Raw genomic sequence first — 18374 nt, 5'->3', positions numbered from 1 at the left:
CAACGATGGCATGCGAGGGGCGAAAGGGGTGAGGGAAGCGTCGAAGAAACTAAGTAGTGTGTCCCCACAATTCGGACGCATCGAAGCCATCACGCATTTGGTACCCGGCACCCTGCTCTGGCCGTTCGTCAAACAGGCAATCAACAGCGGCACAGCCTTCCCGGGCGAGTTTCGCCAGCAGGGTTTCGATCCGGATCGACGTTGCGATGTGATGAATGAAATAGATCAGAACAGCGACACTGGCCGCGGCCAGCACAACCCCAAACCCGACCGCCAAATGGGGCACGAAGCTCGCCCCCTCCATGCCCCGCACCGACCGTAGCACGAACAGGCAGTACAAAAAGGTCGCGATGAACGTGCCCAACACGATCTGGTTGCTGCGATCGCGCATGAAATTGTCCAGAACCCGCGGCCCGAACGTATAGAACGCATTCGCGTCGTCCGTCCGGCCCACGTCGCGCAGGGTATCGACCTCGATGAGCAGAAACGAAAGCGCCACAGCCACGACGACCATGAGAGCGGGCACGAACCAGAAGCTGGAGTTCAGCCGGTCCCAGATCGCGATGCCGCGGGTTATCGAAAATGAGGTAACCATGACCAACTGTTTCCTTGTCGCGAACTGGGTCGCGATCCGGATCGCGAGCGCGCCGAACTAACGGCGAAGCCGCTTTCCTTCACAGTGAAGGGGCTAAACCAGAGCCGCGCGGCATGAGCATCAATCCTAGAGCGATGTCGATCACCGCACCACCCGCTTGATCACCGCACGTGGGCGCAGTCCCTGAACGATCAGAGTGACTGGAACGACGGCATATGTCGCGGCCAGGAGTGCGAATTTCTCTACAATCTCCAGGAGGGAAAGCGCCAGCGCCTTACCGGCCCGATGGCAAGAAGCCGGCTGCAGGCGGCAATGGTGGAAGGGACGCGCAGCGCGCTTCAGGATGGAGCCACCGTGCCATATTCCGGCACGGTGAGCGGCGCGTCCGTGAACAGATTGGGAAACAACCTCTCTCGGTAGTCCACCGGGAAGGCGATACGGACAGGCCGCTTCGGCGTCTCTGAGGTCAGGAACCCACGCGCGACGAGCTTTTTCAGCACCTCGCGCGCCGTGCGCTCCGGAACGCCGAGAACAGTGCCCGCGTCACCACGCGCCATACTCCCGTAACGCAGTACGGCCGTGATGAGCTTGACTGCCCGCTCGCCATGGCTGAGATCCAAAATCAACCGACTGTAGCGCGCCTCAAGCCCCTCCAGATCGAACACCTGTGCTGAAAACCGGATCTGGTCGAGCATGATGTGGAGGAACCATTCGGTGAATTCGAACAGGCGAGCCTCCGACAGGTTCCCCCGCCCGTCCGTCGTCCCCTGCCGCGGTGCATCCGCGCGGGCCAGCCGGGCCTTGTACTCGGACTTATCCCGCAAGCCGCGCGCCAACCCCCTTGAAATCGACCAAAGACCATAACCGCCGATCCCGGCATCAAGGCACATGGCATGCGACATCAGCCGCCCGACACGCCCGTTCCCATCGGGAAAGGGGTGGATATAGGCGAAACGGTGGTGTGCCGCCGGTATCGCCCTGATCGCCGCCGGTCTGCCGCGGACCCGGCTATAGCGCGTCTCGAAATGTGCCATGAAGGCCGCGACACGATCCGATGACGGCGGGAAATGATCACCGACCTCGACATCGTCATCTTCCGGATTTTCCCGCAAGCGTCCAGGGACAATTGGCAACCGGCGGCCATCCGGGTGACCCATGAATCGGAATTCCTCCGGCATATTCTCGTAGAAGGCTTTGTGCACCGACTGCAGGAACGCAGGCGAGACCGGGTTCCGCAAGGCGCCTGCAGCGTACTGCGCGTCCATACTCTGCTGAACCTCGATATGGGCGCGCGCCAGCTCTGCCAGAGGACGGCTTTCATCCTCCGGAAGCGCGCCCTTCATGGCATTCTCTATGTCTTTCGGGCGGGTGTGGTTACCCTCGATCAGATTGGAATAGTAGCAGTTCATCAGACGGACAAAGCCCGCCAGCTCCAGCGCGGAATCAGGATGCAGACCGCGCCCGAGCAGCGCAGCCTCCGCCTTGATCTCCGCCACAAGGTCAGAGATCGTCTCGGGGATCGCATCCTCGATCAGGCAGGGCTCTATCCGGTCCGGCGTTTCGAGCATTTATTGCCGATCTATATTTACCGTATTTGACTTTTAAAATATAGTGATAGACCTATTTTGACAAGATATTTGCCGATCCTGATAGCCGATCTGTACGGCCGGTCATACGGAACAGCCGCAGGACGACCATGGGCGCGCTGATGAAAGCGGACGTCACCAGCCTCGACATGACCCGCCGCTCGCTCTCCAACAAGATGCAAGCACCGCAAGGGTGTTAGGTCGGAATTAAGTAGCGTGTCCCCCACAATTCCACAATTCGATTTTGCGATAAAAGGGAGATAGCACTTAGCTAGCGCGCCCCCAACGAACTGTTCGCACAGAATTAGAAACAAGCATCAGCGGTATCAGTCAATTGGGGAACCGCCTTCTTAATTTCTATCCTCTAGTTTTTTACTCTCATTTTCAGTTTTTCAATTTTAATTTGATTTTTTTATCTTGCTCCTTCATCATCCTGAGTTCACCCAACATCCATTTCCAAGACAAAATCGATGGAACAGAAGCCCAATGGCCATCTTTATTTCTAACTGTCTCGTAGTGTTTCATATTCGTCTCCCGATTTTTTCATGAATCATGAATAAGTGACTATTATATAAATTCAATAATAAATTGCAATATCGTCCAAATCATAGGCAAGACACCTCAGTCAACCGCCCAGAAAGTTACCCCCCCACGGATCAACACCACGACGCTCGACATCAAAACAAACAAAAACACCGCCCGCGAATCCGGTAACCTGCCCTCCCAAAGAGCGGTAAAACCCGATGGCACACGCGGAGAGAGCCCCAATGCACCCCATAATCCTCTTCGTCGGCTATCTCCTCATCACGATCACACCGCTTCTCCTCGGCGCGCTCCAAAACCTGCCCCCACGCCCCCTGCTGGATGAAATCGCCACCGGCCTCGGCATGACCGCGTTCGCCATTTTGCTGGTCGAGTTCGTGCTTTCGGGGCGGTTCCGGGCGATTTCGGGGCGGATCGGGATGGATGTGACCATGCGGTTTCACCAGCTCGTGGCCCGCACGGCGCTGATTTTCATCCTTGTTCACCCTTATCTCTACAGCGCGGAGTTTTTCGGCACGCCGCTGCCGTGGGATGCGACGGGAGAGCGCGCGCTCGGGCTCGATACCGGCTCGCTGATCACCGGGCTGATCGCCTGGGTGGCGCTGCCCTGCTTCGTGCTGATGGCGATCTTTCGCGACCAGTTGCCCTATCGCTACGAGGTCTGGCGGGCGATGCATGCCATTGGCGCGTTGGTAATCGCTGCGGCGGTGACGCATCACGCGCTCGAGGCGGGGCGGTACAGTGGCGATCCATGGCTCGCCGGGTTCTGGTTTGTGCTGCTTGGTCTGGCCCTTGCCTCGCTCGGCTGGACCTATGTGATCGCACCGCTCAGCCAGGCGGGCCATCCCTATGAGGTGACGACTGTCAGGAAGATCGCGCTCAGGACGTGGGAGCTGGTTCTGCGGCCTCGGCGCGGCGACGCGCTCCGTTTCGAGGCGGGGCAGTTCGCCTGGCTTAATCTGGGGCACAGCCCGTTCTCCCTGGACGAAAACCCGTTCTCGATCAGCTCGGCCCCGGCCGAACGGCCGGATGTCCGCTTCGTCATCAAGGAAGCCGGGGATTCCACGCGGCGGATCGGAGACGTGACGCCGGGGACCGTCGCCTGGCTCGGCGATGCCCACGGCAATCTTACGCTCACGGGGCGCAAGGCAAAGGGCATCGCGCTGATCGCCGGCGGGGTCGGCATCGCGCCGCTGCTCTCCATCGCCCGGCAAATGCGGGCCGAGGACGATCCGCGCCCGATGATCCTGCTCTATGGCAACCGGGTGGCCGAACAGATCGTCTATGCGGACGAGCTGGAGGGGCTTTCCGGGCGTCCGAACATGGAGGTCGTGCAGATCGTCTCGGAGCCCAGGCCGGACTGGGCCGGACGGGTCGGGCTGATCGACCAGGAGACCATCGGACAGGTCTTCGGCTTCGAGGACGCGGCCGAATGGCTCTATATCCTCTGCGGGCCGCCGGGCATGCTGGAGGCGGTCGAAGACGCGCTGCTGGCGCATGGCGTTCCCGGGGACCAGATCGTCGCCGAGCAGTTCTATTATGATTAGGAGGCTGGATTGATGAAGCTGCGACACAGGATCCAGGCCGGTGTCTGGGGAACCAGCGCCCTGCTTCTCCTTGCCGTTCTGGTCTTCGCCCTGCGGTAGGGTCCGGCCCGCTGCTGGGTACAACGGGCCGGAGATAATGGAATGGTCTTCGGCGCCTCAGGCGGTCATTGGCTGGTCGAGGGCTGCCACCAGGGCATCCAGCGCCGCTTCAGTGAAACGCCACATATTGGCTTCCCGGTCGCCGTCACCGGTCTCCAGCGTGAAAACCGTCGTCACCGGACCCGAGAGTGCGATGCAAGTGTGCCCGGCGGCATCGCCGTAGCGGTTGCCCCTCGGGCCGGAGGCACCGGTTTCCGCCAGTCCCCAGGTGGTGTTCATGCGCCGCCGCATAGTCTCGGCCAGGAGAGCGGCGTAGGGCTCGGAGGAGGAGCGCATGCCCGGGTGCTGTTCAAGCTCGATGTCCGTGAAGATCTCGCGCGCCTTGTGGGTGTAGATCACGCCGCCTGCGACGAAATAGGCCGAAGCACCCGGGACCGCCAGGAGGGACGCGGAAATCAGTCCGCCGGCGGAGGACTCGGCGACGGCGATAGTCTCGCCGCGCGCCTTCAGCAACCGTCCGGCGGCGTCCCCGAGCCTGCCCAATGCAACCATCCGAAAATCCTCCCGTCAGGCGACGTCGTGATCCGCCATCAGTTCCAGCGCCTTTACCATTGCCGAATGATCCCACGCCTTGCCGCCATGGGCAGAGCAGGCGTTGAACAGTTCCTGCGCCGTCGCCGTGTTCGGCAGGCTGATACCCATTTCGCGGGCGTTGGAGAGAGCGAGGTTCAGGTCTTTCTGGTGCAGCTCGATGCGGAAGCCGGGATCGAAGGTGCGCTTCACCATACGGTCACCATGCACTTCCAGAATCTTGGAGGAGGCGAACCCGCCCATCAAAGCCTCGCGCACCTTGGCCGGGTCGGCCCCCGCCTTTGACGCGAACAACAGAGCTTCGCCGACCGCTTCGATGTTCAGCGCGACGATGATCTGGTTGGCGACCTTGCAGGTCTGCCCGTCACCGTTGCCGCCGACCAGCGTGATGTTCTTGCCCATCAGCTCGAACAAAGGTTTCACCCGGGCGAAGGCCTTCTCGGAGCCGCCGCACATGATGGTCAGGGACGCCGCCTTGGCACCGACCTCGCCGCCGGAAACCGGAGCGTCGATATACTCGCAGCCAAGCTCGTTGATCTTTGTCGCGAACTCTTTCGTCGCCAGCGGTGAAATCGAGCTCATGTCGACCACGGTCTTGCCTTCGGAAAGCACCTCGGCAACGCCGTTCTCGCCGAAAAGGACCTGCTCTACATGCGGCGTGTCCGGCACCATCAGAAAGATGATATCGGCCTCTTTGGCGACCGCGGCTGCGTTCTGGCAGTCCTTGCCCCCGGCATCAGTCAGGCTGCGCGGCACACCGCTGCGCGTGTTCAGAAACACCTCGTGACCAGCGGCGATCAGGTGGCCTGCCATTGGCGCACCCATAATCCCAAGTCCGATAAATCCAAGTTTAGCCATCTGTTCGTCTCCTCCCTCGAGCACGTTATCCGCAAAGTTGCGTCACCTTGCCGTGCCTCACCTCACGCTGTCATCCCGAATTCCGCAGAGAGCAACTCGTAGCTCCGCCGCCGCACATTTTCGTCATGCGCCCAGGTAACCACCGCTATTTCCTCGATATCCAGCCGCTTGGCAAGGGCCCGGATGCGTTCTGCCACCGTGTCCGGCGTCCCGACCATCGCGGTCCGTCGCAGGTCTTCCATTCGGGCCGTCTCGTCTTCCGAATAGGCGGCATTGTTCGCCGTCTCCGCGCTTTCCAGTGCTGTGTAGCGGCCCCGGTCACGATAAAGCTGCCAGCGGGCGCGGGAGGCGAAATGATAGTGCGCCTCTTCCTCGGTCTCGGCGGCCAGCGCCCAGACGCAGATGCCGGGACAGGGCTCGGGAAAGCGCTCGCTCGGCTGGTAGCGGTCCCGGTAAATCTGGATAGCCTCCGGGCCGCCCTGACCTTGCGTGAAGAACCAGGCGAAGCTGTAGGGCAGGCCAAAATGCGCCGCCACTTGCGCACCATAGAGCGAACTGCCGAGCATCCAGACTTCGGGCGACGTCTCGCCCTGCGGGTTGGCCTGAACAGCGGCGAAAGGATGCCCTTCGGCCAACGGCTGGCCGCTGACCCAGGCCATCAGGTCCTGCACATCGTTCGGAAACTGGGCCGGGCGTTCCGCCGCCGCGGGGTTAAGCGCAAGCGAGGTCCGGCCGTCGGAGCCAGGCGCGCGTCCAAGGCCGAGATCGATCCGGCCCGGCGCCAGCGCTTCCAGCACGCGGAACTGTTCCGCCACCTTCAGCGGCGCGTAATGCGGCAGCATCACACCCGCGGAGCCAAGCCGGATGCGCTCCGTCCGCATGGCGATCCCGGCCAGCAGGATCTCCGGCGCGGTGCCGATGATGGTCGGGTGGGAATGATGCTCAGACACCCAGAAGCGTTTGTAGCCGAGGCTCTCGCACAGCTCGGCCATGGCGACGGTATCGCGGATGGTCTGCCCGTGCGGCTTGCCGACACCGGCAACGGATTGATCGAGAACGGAAAGATGCAGCAAAGCGGGCTCCTTCTGGCGAGAGCTTCAAAGAATGCGAACGGCCAGCATAGAAGGTTTCAAGCGTGCCTGCCTTGCCGATCCACCACGAGACTCTTCCCGGTGCATGACCTTGCCGCGACACGCACTCAATCTCCCCGTCATTGCCACAGCGCGGAATTCCGCTTCATTCCGCTGGCGTCCCGGCGCCGCCGATCCTAGTCTTGCACTAGCTTTTCTTTCCCGGGCCTCCTGGCGGCAACGGCGACGAGGCTTCAGCGACCATCAAGGTATCCGCCCGCAGAGAATGAACGACACACCAGACACACCTACTCCACCACCAACGCCGCGCAAACACTGGGGCCGCGCTCTGCTCCGGCTCACGCTGCTGGCTGTCATCGCCGTCGTCGCTTTCAAGGTCGGTGCCTGGTGGTATGCGGAGACAGGGCGCTACGTGACCACCGAAAACGCCTATGTGAAGGCGCCGGTGATCGCCGTCAGCCCGAATATCGACGGCCGCGCCATCGAAGTCCGGATCGGTGACAATCAGGCCGTGAGCGAGGGCGCGCTGCTGTTCCGCATCGATCCAGCGCCTTACCAGGTGCAGTTGAAGATGGCCCAGGCGCGGCGCGAAGCCGTGCGCAATGATCTGCTTGCGACCCGCGCTGAACTCGGACAGATCGGCGCCGATATGGCCGAGGTTGCGCACCGGGTTGAGTTCTACGTCATCGAGGTCAAGCGGCGGCAACGGCTGGTGAGCAAGTCTGCAGGCACGCAATCGAAACTCGACGAAACGCTGCTGGAGCTTGAAACCGCACGGCAACGCCTGCTGTCCCTAAAGGAGAAGCGCCAGGTCGTGCTGGCCAAGCTCGGCGGCACGCCGGACCTGCGGGTTGAGACTCACCCCATGATGCTGGAAACGGACGCCGAGATCGAACGGGTGAAGTTGGACCTCGCCTATACGGAGATCAGGGCACCGGTCGGCGGCATCGTCACGAGGATGACGTTGCAAGCCGGGGAATGGGTGGAGGCTGACACGCCCGCCTTCGGGATCATTGGCACTGGAGCGGTCTGGATTGAGGCGAACCTGAAGGAAACCCAGCTCGACGCAATCGCCATCGGCCAGCCCGTGGATGTTCGTGTCGACGCCTATCCCGACGCTGTTTGGGAAGGCATGATAGAAAGCCTCAGCCCGGCAACCGGCTCCGAATTCTCCGCCCTGCCTCCACAGAATGCATCGGGCAATTGGGTCAAGGTCGTGCAACGCCTGCCGGTGCGGATCACGGTCACGAAGAACCCGGATCTGCCGCAGCTCCGCGCCGGGATGAGCGCGGTGGTCTCTGTCGATACCGGACGCGAACGCAATCTGGTCGATAGTCTCGCTGCGCTGACCGGCACATGGCTGGCCAGTGCGGCTGACAGCACCCGCTAGTCGGCTCGTCGGATCTTCACGAAGGCCAGCACCGGCAGCGTGGCGAAACAGGTCAGCGCGTAAAACAGGAAACAGTTGGTGAAGCCGATCAGAGCGGACTGGCGCCAGGCCTCGGCGGCAATCAGGCCAAGACTGTCCATCCACTGCACCCCGCCACTGCCAACCGCCTCCGGAAACTTCAGCCGCTCCTCGAACGGGCCGATGCCTTCGGCCATCTCGGCGTAGCGCACCTTGCTGGTCCTTACCAATATGAAGACGCTGACGGCGACATAGAGGCTGGTTCCCATGTTGCGGATCAGGTGAAACAGCGAGGAAGCCTCCGGCAGCAACGCACGGTCCAGGGTGGCGAAGCTGACCATGGAGAGCGGCACCCACATCAACCCGCAGCCGATGCCCTGCAGAATGCTGGGCCAGACCAGAGCCCAGAAGCCGACATTGAGATCGTACAGACTCATCATCCAGCCGCTTGTGCCGATGGCCACGGTGCCGAGTACCAGACCGACGCGGGGATCGAACCGGCCCATTCTGGCCGCCATGAAGAACCCGGCAATCATGCCGACACCGCGCATCGCCAGCACCATGCCGATCAGCGTGTCGGGATAACCGCGGTAGGCCTGCAGAAGCTGCGGCAGCAGCACCAGCGGGGTGAAATTCACCGATCCATAGACGAAGACAAGAAACAGCCCGATCAGGTAATTCCTGTTGCGGAGCAGGGAGGGCCGGATAAAGGGCCGGTCGACGCAGGCGCTGTTGGCAACGAACATGGCGAAGGCGGCAAACATGATGATGACAAGCGTCACGATGGTGCCGGATTGCAGCCAATCCTCCCGCTCGCCCCGGTCCAGCACGAGTTGCAACGCAACAATACTGATAGAGAACAGCAGGAAGCCGAGATAATCGAAGCGCGGCTGCGCCGCCTTTCCTTCCTCCCGGATCCAGCGCAAGACCCCCATCAGCGCGAGGATGCCGAAGGGCACGATCATCAGGAAGACGAAACGCCAGTCATATTCCTCGGCCAGCCAGCCGCCGATGGAAGGTCCGATAGCCGGTCCGACAACCACCGACATGCCGAGATAGCCATTGGCCCGGGCATGCTCCTCTTTCGGCCAGACCTGCAGCACGATAGCTTGGCTGAGCGGCACCAGCGGCGCCCCGAGCGCACCCTGCAGGATGCGGAAGAACAGAATCGCCTCAAGCGAGGTGGCCATGGCGCAGGCCAGCGTCGCCAATGTGAAACCGGAGAGGCAGATAATGATCAGCCGCCGCTGCCCGAACCAGGCGACCAGCGAGCCGGTCAGCGGCGTCACCACCGCTGTCGCCACCACATTCAGCGTCACCACCCAGGAAATCTCCTCGGTGGTCGCCGAGAAGGTGCCCTGCATCTGCGGCAAAGCCACATTGACGATGGTCATGGTCAGCGCATAGAGCGTATTCGCGCAGGCCATGGTGACGAGGACGAGTACCTTGTAACTGGCATCCTCCGCCGCCGCCGTCGCTGTCACAGCCGCCATGAAATTCTTCCTCCCCTGGTCCCCCGTTGATCCGGGGGCTCTCATTGGTGCTGCCAGTCTAGGAGAGGAAATTGCGGCAGGGCGAGGAGTTTACGCGGCAAGAGTGTCATGCTGCGCCGAATTAGGCGCAGCGCGATTGCGCCCTCCTGCCATCTGACATCGCTCCCCGTTATGTCATCGGCGGGTTGAGCCGGGCGAAGCCTTCCTGGCGATGATAGGGAAAATGCGGATAGGGAGGCGTCACTGCGCTGGCCTCGTTCAGGCGTCGCATCTGTTCTTCCGTCAGGGACCAGCCGACGGCCCCTAGATTATCCCGTAACTGCTTTTCGTCTCTGGCACCGATGATAACGGATGACACGGTCGGCCGTTGCAGAAGCCAGTTGAGAGCGACCTGCGGGATGGTTTTTCCAGCTTCTTCCGCCACGTCTTCCAAGACATCGACCACGCGATAGAGCCGCTCTTCGTCGACGGGCGGGCCGAAGCGCGCCGTCTCATGCAACCGGCTGCCTTCCGGGATCGGGCTATCCCGGCGAATTTTTCCTGTCAGCCGCCCCCAGCCAAGCGGACTCCAGACCAGCGCGCCAAGCCCCTGATCCTGCCCGAGCGGCATAAGGTCCCATTCGTAATCCCGGCCGACAAGCGAGTAATAGACCTGATGGGCGACATAGCGCGGCCAGCCATTCCGGTCGGCGGCGGCCAGCGATTTCATAACCTGCCAGCCGGCAAAGTTCGACACCCCGACATAACGCAGCTTTCCGGCCCGGACCAATTGGTCGAGGGTCGCCAGGACCTCTTCCACCGGCGTGAAAGCATCAAAGGCATGCAGCTGGAGCAGGTCGAGATGGTCAACACCCAGACGGCGTAACGCAGCCTCGACACCATCGATCAATCTGGAGCGGGAAGAGCCCGCATCGTTCGGGCCGTCCCCCATCGGCAAACTCATCTTGGTAGAGAGCAAAATTTCGTTACGGCGGCCCTTGATCGCCTGGCCAAGCACCTCTTCCGAGGCACCTTCCGAATAGACATCGGCCGTGTCGAACAGGTTTACGCCTGCCTCAAGGCAGAGATCCACCAGACGCCGCGCCTCCTCGAAACCGGACGTGCCCCAGTGGCTGAACAAAGGACCGCGGCCGCCGAACGTCCCGGCTCCGAAACTGAGAGCCGGGACTTTGAGCCCTGAAGCGCCAAGCTGACGATATTCCATGATATTTCTCCTGTATGGGATTGGGTCTCATTGATTGGGGTTATTCCGCGGCCTGACACACACCAGCCACCGGCCTGTCCGCCCTCGTTGTGATCGCGGCGGCCACCAGGAAAACCGCGGAGAAAAGCGCCTGCATGATTGATCCTGTCTGCACAATTTCGATTGCCAGAACATGGATCTAATCTGCATTATGATTTAGATGGCCGTCGGGATAATCATTTGTGAAATGAATTCATGCATCGCGTTAACATCAATCGTACCGGAGAGATGGAAGTCTTCGTCCAGGTCATCGAGCTCGGCGGTTTTTCCCATGCCGCACGCAGTCTGGGAATGACGCCATCGGCTGTCAGCAAATTGATCACCAGACTGGAAACCCGCCTCGGCACGCGACTGCTGAACCGGTCCACCCGCCAGCTGGAGCTGACACCGGAAGGCTGTGCTTTCTTCGAACGCTCGGCCGCGATCCTGGCGAATATCGAGGAAGCCGAGCGTCAGGCCGGGCGTGGGGAGCAGCCCGCCGGGCCGATCCGCCTGAATACCAGCGCGTCTTATGCGACCCACATCCTCGCCCCGCTTCTGCCTGACTTTTTCGCCGCATATCCGGAGATCACACTGGATCTGGTGCAGACGGACATCGTCATCGACCTGCTGGCCGAGCGCACGGATGTCGCAGTCCGGGCAGGGCCGCTGAAAAGCTCAAGCCTTATCGCCCGCAAGCTGGGTGATTCACCGGTGATGATCGTGGCAGCGCCCGAGTACCTTGAACGAGCGGGCAAGCCAAAGACGGTCGCCGATCTGGAAAGACACACACGCATCGGCTTCGGTTATGTCCGGCACGTAACCGGTTGGCCACTTCGCGATGGCGCACAAATTGTGGAATGCCCATCAGGCAACACCATTCGAGCGAGCGACGGAGAAGCCGTGCGCCACCTCGCGCTCAACGGTGTCGGACTTGCCCGGCTGGCCGCCTTCACGATCCGGGACGACATCGCCTCCGGCCGTCTGGTCCCGGTTCTCGGCGCGTTTGACCCGGGCGGAAAAGAAAGCTTCCACGCCGTCTATGTCGGGCAAGGCGGGCCCGTTCCCGCCCGCGTCAGGGTCTTGCTGGATTTTCTGGCGCAGCGGGGGAAGGTTTCCTGAAGACAGGCTCCACCGTGAGCAAAACAGGTGCTGCGGAGATAGCCCAAGTATAGGTCACCCAGCCGCACCAGGTGCTTGCTGACGGAATAGACGGGAGTCACGTCAACCGACCTTTACAATTACTTCGGGCGCGATCTCAGACCGCGCCCGAAAAACAGAACCGGAAGTCTGGTCTCAGATCAGATACCGGCGGCCTTGCTGCTCTCGATATAGACTTGGCGCAGGCGGTGGGCGATCGGGCCGGGTTTGCCTTCACCAATGGCGGAACCATCGATCTCTATGACCGGGGTCACGAAGCTGGTGGCCGAGGTGGAGAAAGCTTCTGTCGCCGCCTTGGCTTCCGCCACGGTGAACGGCCGCTCCTCGACCTTCAGCTGCAGCTCGGCCGCGCATTGCAGAACCGACTTGCGGGTGATGCCGTGCAGGATATCCGTCGACAGGTCACGGGTGACGATGGTGCCGTCCTCGGTGACGATATAGGCGTTGTTGGAGGAACCTTCGGTGATCTCCCCGTCCAGCACCATCCAGGCATCATCCGCACCGGCGTCGTGCGCCTGGTTCTTCACGATGGAGGCATAGAGCAGCTGCACGGTTTTGATGTCGCAACGGCGCCAGCGCAGGTCGTCGACCAGGATGATCTTCTGGCCGCGCTCGGCCAGCGCGCTGTTGATCAGGGACTTATGCTGGGGGAACATCAGCAGGGTCGGCTTCACGTCCGCGCCCGGGAACAGGAAATCACGGTCGGCGGCGCCGCGGGAGACCTGCAAATAAATCAGGCCCTCGGTGAGGTCGTTCCGCTTCACCAGCTCGCGATGGATTTCCAGCAGTTCTTCGTCGGTTGCCGGTGACGGCAGCTTCAGCTCATCCAGGGACCGGCGCAGGCGCGTCATGTGGCCTTCATATTCGACCAGCTTGCCATCGAGTACCGATGTCACCTCATAGACGGCATCGCCGAAAAGAGAACCGCGATCGAAGATCGAGATCTGGGCCTCGTTCTCCGGGACATAGCTGCCGTTAACAAAGACAGTACGCATTCTGTAAACCTCAAGAACCGGGTGGCGGATCGGGAGCCGATCCTTGAACAATGATCAGAGCGGGGGATCTGCGCTTAGACGCGGCCATCTAGCCTTGCAGCGAGCCCCCTCGGAGACCCCGAAGAGCCCGCGAGAATTCGACCATACACCGCAGCCGGACTTCAAAACCAGCCCTGTTTGCACCGCAAAAGGAAGTCCGTTCTAGGCCCCCGGCTGATCCTTACACAGCAAAAAATTATGGTCGTTTGACGGTATGCCCTCTAAGCTTGCAGCGCTCGTCTCCGACGGTATCCGCTGCCAGCCCTCCTGCCAGCCGGCGATGCCCGCCTTTGATGTCAGTGACAGCTTTTACCCTTACGTGAAAATTTTCCGTGGCCCGTGCGACGGAAATTCAAAACCAGGACGTTAGAACTCTATGTCCCGATTTTCCGCCGGCAATTCTCGCCGTTCCGACCACCCTCCGGCAGATATTGACCTTAAGCCGGCTAATAGAGTGCCCCTGTTGATCAATCCTGCAAAAACCATCCCGGCGACCCGAGCCGCGCTTGTTGCCCTGACCGGCCTGCTCGCGGCCTGCACGGTTGGTCCGGACTATGCATTGCCGCAACTGCCTGTGCCTGCACAATGGAACGGTCAGGACAGCACAGTTACCCCGGCGAGATTGAGCGTTGCCGTACCCGCTCTCTCCCGCTGGTGGCTGGCGCTCGACGACGAAACGCTGAACCGGCTGATCGATGTGGCGCGCGCCCAGAATCTTGACCTGGCGGCTGCGAAAGCAAAAATCCGCGAGGCCCGCGCGACTTACCGGCAAGTCGGCGGCGCGCTGCTGCCGACGCTGGACGGCACCGGATCGGCAAACCGGAGCCGGAGCAACGGTTCGGTTGGCTCGAACTTCCAGGCTGGTTTCGATGCGAGTTGGGAGCTTGATCTGTTCGGCGGCAAGCAGCGACGTGTCGAAGCTGCGGCCTACAGCCTGGACGCGGCAGAAGAAGATCTGCGCGACACGATGCTGACCCTGATCGGCGATATCGCATCGAACTACGTCTCCGCTCGGGGCTTCCGGGCAAGGATCGCGCTGGCCCGCCGCACCGCTGCGTCACAGCGCGAGACCGAAGCCCTGACCCGCACCATGTTCCGGGCCGGCTCGACCTCAGGTGCGGACATGGCAAACGCTGCCGGTCAGGCCAGCAGCACCGAAGCCAATATCCCGACACTTGAAGTATCCTATGCGCAAGCCGTTCACCGATTGAGCGTGCTGACCGGACAGCCTCCAGCGGCATTGACCAGCCTGATCGAGAACAACGCCCCGATCCCGACGCCCGTGAAGCCTGTTCCGGCCGGTGTTCCTGCGGACATCCTGCTGACCCGGCCGGACGTGCGTTCGGCCGAACGCCAACTTGCCCAGTACACCGCCCTGATCGGCGAGGCCGAAGCGGCTCGCTATCCCAGCATCAGCCTGACCGGCAGCATCTCCACCTCCGGCTCCAGCATCGGCGATCTGGCGAAAGGCTCTTCGATCGGCTGGCTCATCGGCCCGTCCGTCAGCGTGCCGATCTTCAATGGCGGGCAACTCGCCGCGGCCGTCGACATTGCCGTCGCCCAGCGCGACCAGTTCGAGGCCGCTTTCCGCTCAACGGTGCTAACTGCCCTTGAAGATGTCGAAAACGCAATCGTCACGCTGGCACAGGAACGGCTCCGCTATCGCTCCCTGAGTGAGGCTGCGAATGCCTACCGGGACGCGGCACAGCTGGCGCGTACGCTCTACCAAGCCGGCTCCAGCAGCTTCCTCGATGTGCTCGACGCGGAACGCTCTCTTTATTCAGCAGAGGATTCCCTTCTCCAGAGCCAGGTCGCCATCGCCTCCGGCTACGTAACACTTAACAAAGCGCTCGGTGGTGGCTGGGACGGTGTGAAGGAGGTCTCAAATTCGGCCACCTCAGCCTCCACAGCTCTCCGCAACTAATGCGCATCAGAGATATGCAGGCCATACCCCAATCATGACAAAAATCCCTTCATCCCGAAGGCGCGGACGCCTTCTGCTCGCTCTCATCGTCGTCACTCTGTTGGCAGGCGGCAGTTATTATGGCTGGACACAGCTCTCCCCCTCCAAGGAAGTCTCCTATACGACGCAACCGGCAAAGGTTGGCACTATCGAGGAAACCGTTCTCGCCAACGGTATCCTCAAGCCGTCCGCCCTGGTTGCCGTGGGCGCCCAGGCATCCGGCCAGATTACGGCCCTGCATGTAGCCCTCGGCGATGAAGTAATGGAAGGTGACCTGATAGCGGAGATCGATTCCGTCACCCAGGCAAACGCGCTGCGGACAGCCGAAGCCGCTCTGGCCAAGGTGAAGGCACAACTGGCCGAAAAACAGGCGACCCTGACCCGGAACACCCTGACCCTGGAGCGGCAAAAATCAATGGTCGCACAACGGGCCGTCTCCCAGGCCGACTTCGAGGCAGCGGAAGCGGACGTCCGAACCACGCAAGCGCAGATCGAGGCTCTGAAGGCCGAGATTGTGGAGGCCGAGGTCGCAGTCGAGACCGCCGATGCCAATCTCGGCTACACCAAGATTATCGCGCCGACGGATGGCACCGTGCTGGCCGTGGTCAGCCAAGAAGGGCAGACCGTCAACGCCGCGCAATCCACGCCGACCATCATCATCCTCGGCCAGTTGGACACAATGACCGTCCGGGCAGAGATTTCAGAAGCCGATATTGTCCGGGTAGAGCCTGGCCAGCCGGTCTATTTCACCATCCTTGGCGACCCGGAACGGCGCTATGACGCGGTGCTGCAATCAATCGAACCGGCCCCGGAATCGATTACTTCCGACAGCGCCATTACCACCTCCTCCAGCAGCAATACGTCCTCGGCATCGAGTTCCTCCGCGATCTATTACATCGGCACCTTCGATATTCCGAACACGGAGCGGAGACTGCGTACCTACATGACGGCGGAAGTTCATATCGTGCTGAACCAAGCGCGGAATGTGCTGACCATTCCGTCGTCGGCACTCGGCACGCCTGCCAGGGGCGGCGGATACCGTATCCGGGTGCTTGACGAAAAGGGGCAGCCTGAACACCGGAAGATTAGCGTTGGCCTGAACGACAAAGTGACCGTCGAGGTAACTTCAGGCCTCACCGAGGGAGAAAAGGTGGTCGTCGGCCAGTCCGGCGGCGCATCGTCCGGCGGCAGACAACGCGGCTTCCGGATGCGGTTCTGATATCATGGCGCACCCGCTTATTCTGATCGAAAACCTGCACCGCGCCTTTCCGTCCGGCGAAGGTTATGTCGAAGCGTTGAAAGGCATCAACCTCACCATCGAGTCCGGCGAAATGGTTGCCATCATGGGGGCGTCCGGGTCCGGCAAGTCGACGCTGATGAACATTCTCGGCTGTCTCGATAGGCCGACATCCGGAAGTTACCGGGTCTCCGGCAAGCCTACCGATGCACTCGGCCCGGACGATCTTGCAGCGCTCCGGCGCGAGCATTTCGGTTTCATTTTCCAGCGCTACAATCTGCTGGCGGAACTGACGGCGGCGGGGAACGTTGAAATTCCCGCCATCTACGCCGGGCAGCGCAGCTCCGATCGGCTGGATAAAGCGCATCGGTTACTGGACCGCCTTGGCATGGCGGATCGCGCGGATCACCGGCCGGGTCAGCTCTCCGGCGGCCAACAACAGCGGGTCTCGATTGCCCGCGCCCTGATGAACGACGCGGACGTGATCCTGGCGGACGAGCCGACCGGTGCTCTGGACAAGAAGAGCAGCGAGGAAGTGCTGCGCATCCTGCATGAGCTGCACGAGGATGGGCGTACCGTCATCATCGTCACCCACGACCCGGACGTCGCCGCCCAGGCCGAACGCATCATCGAGATCAGCGACGGCGAGATCATCTCGGACACACAGACCCGCCCGGCAAAACAGCCCGAGCCAGCCGGGCATGCTTCCGGAAACCGGACAGCATCCGCCTGGACAGCAGCAGCGGACCGGTTTTCCGAAGCCTTCCAGATGGCGCTGATCGCCATGCGGGCGCATAAACTGCGAACGTCACTGACCATGCTTGGCATCGTCATCGGTATTGCATCGGTTGTCTGCGTTCTCGCCCTCGGCGAAGGCTCCCAGCAACAGGTCCTGGATAATATCCGGCGGCTCGGCACCAACACTCTGGAGATCTTCCCCGGCAAGAATTTTGGCGATCTGCGTTCAGGCAGGATCAAGACACTGGTGGTGAGCGACGCCACGGAGCTGGAAAAGCAATATTTTGCGGCGGCGGTGACGCCGACGGTCTCCTCCTCCGGAACCACGCGTTTCGGAGCGATTGAGGCCAATGCCCAGATCAGCGGTGTGGGAGAGCAATATTTCGCGGCGAAGGCAACGGAGCTTGTCGAGGGGCGATTGCTTGATGCGGACAGTATCCGGTTCCGGACCCAGGAAGCCGTAATCGACGAGAATACCCGGAAAACGCTCTTTCCCGATGAGCCGGAAGCGGCCGTCGGCAGCGTGATCTTCGTCAATGCCGTCCCCTGCCGGGTGATCGGCGTGGTCTCATCCAGCCAGAGCAGCTTTGGCGGCAGGCAAAACCTCTCGGTCTACCTGCCCTACACCACCGTGCAGACCCGCTTTCTCGGCAGCACATCCCTGCGCAGCATCATCCTGCGCGTGGACGAAAGCACGGATATGAGCGTCGCCGAGCAAACCGTCACGGACATGCTGACCCAGCGGCACGGAGCGAAAGACTTCTTCATTATCAACACGGACGAGATCCGCCAGAGCATCACCCGCACGTCGCAAACCATGGCTCTCCTGGTCTCCGCCATCGCGCTGATCTCGCTTGCCGTCGGCGGCATCGGGGTGATGAACATCATGCTGGTGTCGGTCTCCGAACGGATCACCGAAATCGGCGTGCGTATGGCGGTCGGCGCCCGCCAGGGAGACATCCTGCAGCAATTCCTGATCGAAGCCGTGCTGGTCTGCCTGATCAGCGGCGTGCTTGGCATCCTTGTCGCGCTCGGCTTCGGCGCCGCCTTCAGCATGCTCGGGTCGAGTTTTACCCTGATATACTCAACGACCGCGATCATCTCGGCGGTGGTCTGCGCGACTTTGATCGGGGTCGTCTTCGGCTACCTGCCCGCGCGTAATGCTTCCCGGCTTGATCCGTCTATTGTTCTATCTGGCAGTTGACCGG

The 18374-nt window shown here is 61.5% G+C and carries 15 protein-coding genes; 6 read left to right on the top strand and 9 right to left on the bottom strand.

Annotated features, from left to right (window positions below; translation table 11 throughout):
* Positions 1 to 49: 49 nt before the first annotated feature.
* The 3 genes from ABJ076_RS06480 to ABJ076_RS06470 all read right to left on the bottom strand — a co-directional run bounded on the left by ABJ076_RS06480 (position 50) and on the right by ABJ076_RS06470 (position 2706).
* On the bottom strand, positions 50 to 595 hold the full coding sequence (locus ABJ076_RS06480) for a DUF2254 family protein (protein WP_348191956.1): 546 nt from the start codon (positions 593 to 595) through the stop codon (positions 50 to 52).
* 338 nt (positions 596 to 933) lie between these two features.
* Entirely contained in the window at positions 934 to 2163 is a 1230-nt protein-coding gene (locus tag ABJ076_RS06475) for a Fic family protein (RefSeq protein ID WP_348191953.1), read from the bottom strand.
* Between the two features lie 402 nt (positions 2164 to 2565).
* Positions 2566 to 2706 carry a hypothetical protein gene (locus ABJ076_RS06470; RefSeq protein WP_348191950.1) on the bottom strand — a complete coding sequence of 47 codons (141 nt, stop codon included), beginning with the start codon at positions 2704 to 2706 and terminating at the stop codon, positions 2566 to 2568.
* A gap of 242 nt (positions 2707 to 2948) precedes the next feature.
* Here ABJ076_RS06470 and ABJ076_RS06465 point away from each other — a divergent pair, with 242 nt between their 5' ends.
* Positions 2949 to 4271: a ferredoxin reductase family protein gene (locus tag ABJ076_RS06465; RefSeq protein WP_348191948.1), complete on the top strand. Its 1323-nt coding sequence runs from the start codon at positions 2949 to 2951 to the stop codon at positions 4269 to 4271.
* Between the two features lie 156 nt (positions 4272 to 4427).
* On the opposite strand, the gene ABJ076_RS06460 is transcribed toward ABJ076_RS06465, so the two are convergent.
* The 3 genes from ABJ076_RS06460 to ABJ076_RS06450 form a co-directional block, all read right to left on the bottom strand.
* On the bottom strand, positions 4428 to 4922 hold the full coding sequence (locus ABJ076_RS06460) for a CinA family protein (RefSeq protein WP_348191945.1): 495 nt from the start codon (positions 4920 to 4922) through the stop codon (positions 4428 to 4430).
* A 15-nt stretch (positions 4923 to 4937) separates the two neighbouring features.
* On the bottom strand, positions 4938 to 5819 hold the full coding sequence (glxR, locus tag ABJ076_RS06455; RefSeq protein WP_348191942.1) for a 2-hydroxy-3-oxopropionate reductase: 882 nt from the start codon (positions 5817 to 5819) through the stop codon (positions 4938 to 4940).
* A 62-nt stretch (positions 5820 to 5881) separates the two neighbouring features.
* Entirely contained in the window at positions 5882 to 6892 is a 1011-nt protein-coding gene (locus ABJ076_RS06450) for an LLM class flavin-dependent oxidoreductase (protein WP_348191939.1), read from the bottom strand.
* 283 nt (positions 6893 to 7175) lie between these two features.
* Between ABJ076_RS06450 and ABJ076_RS06445 the strand changes: the two genes are divergently transcribed.
* Positions 7176 to 8300 carry an HlyD family secretion protein gene (locus ABJ076_RS06445; RefSeq protein ID WP_348191936.1) on the top strand — a complete coding sequence of 375 codons (1125 nt, stop codon included), beginning with the start codon at positions 7176 to 7178 and terminating at the stop codon, positions 8298 to 8300.
* On the opposite strand, the gene ABJ076_RS06440 is transcribed toward ABJ076_RS06445, so the two are convergent.
* Both ABJ076_RS06440 and ABJ076_RS06435 read right to left on the bottom strand, forming a co-directional pair.
* Positions 8297 to 9811: a DHA2 family efflux MFS transporter permease subunit gene (locus ABJ076_RS06440; RefSeq protein WP_348191933.1), complete on the bottom strand. Its 1515-nt coding sequence runs from the start codon at positions 9809 to 9811 to the stop codon at positions 8297 to 8299. The genes ABJ076_RS06445 and ABJ076_RS06440 overlap by 4 nt on opposite strands.
* A gap of 169 nt (positions 9812 to 9980) precedes the next feature.
* Positions 9981 to 11015, bottom strand: a complete 1035-nt coding sequence (locus tag ABJ076_RS06435) for an aldo/keto reductase (protein ID WP_348191931.1) — start codon at positions 11013 to 11015, stop codon at positions 9981 to 9983.
* 234 nt (positions 11016 to 11249) lie between these two features.
* On the opposite strand from ABJ076_RS06435, the gene ABJ076_RS06430 reads away from it, so the two are divergent.
* Positions 11250 to 12155 (top strand): LysR family transcriptional regulator, encoded by a 906-nt coding sequence (locus ABJ076_RS06430; RefSeq protein ID WP_348191928.1) that lies wholly within the window; start codon positions 11250 to 11252, stop codon positions 12153 to 12155.
* A 179-nt stretch (positions 12156 to 12334) separates the two neighbouring features.
* Here the strand turns inward: ABJ076_RS06430 and ABJ076_RS06425 are convergent, their stop codons facing one another.
* A complete protein-coding gene (locus ABJ076_RS06425; RefSeq protein WP_348191925.1) occupies positions 12335 to 13189 on the bottom strand; it encodes a D-amino-acid transaminase in 855 nt (284 codons plus the stop codon).
* Positions 13190 to 13691: 502 nt separating this feature from the next.
* Between ABJ076_RS06425 and ABJ076_RS06420 the strand changes: the two genes are divergently transcribed.
* Genes ABJ076_RS06420 through ABJ076_RS06410 form a run of 3 tightly spaced genes read left to right on the top strand, consistent with a single transcriptional unit; the run spans position 13692 to position 18370 of the window.
* The gene (locus tag ABJ076_RS06420; protein ID WP_348191922.1) at positions 13692 to 15152 is read left to right on the top strand and encodes an efflux transporter outer membrane subunit; all 1461 of its coding nucleotides are present in this window, start codon (positions 13692 to 13694) and stop codon (positions 15150 to 15152) included.
* Between the two features lie 34 nt (positions 15153 to 15186).
* Positions 15187 to 16410, top strand: a complete 1224-nt coding sequence (locus ABJ076_RS06415; RefSeq protein WP_348191919.1) for an efflux RND transporter periplasmic adaptor subunit — start codon at positions 15187 to 15189, stop codon at positions 16408 to 16410.
* A 4-nt stretch (positions 16411 to 16414) separates the two neighbouring features.
* Positions 16415 to 18370, top strand: a complete 1956-nt coding sequence (locus tag ABJ076_RS06410; RefSeq protein WP_348191916.1) for a MacB family efflux pump subunit — start codon at positions 16415 to 16417, stop codon at positions 18368 to 18370.
* Positions 18371 to 18374: the final 4 nt, after the last annotated feature.

Origin of the sequence: Nisaea sp., from assembly GCF_039990255.1 — a bacterium.
Classification (GTDB): Bacteria; Pseudomonadota; Alphaproteobacteria; order Thalassobaculales; family Thalassobaculaceae; genus Nisaea.
The sequence above is the reverse complement of the archived record's forward strand: the minus strand, read 5'-3'. Positions and strand labels throughout refer to the sequence as shown.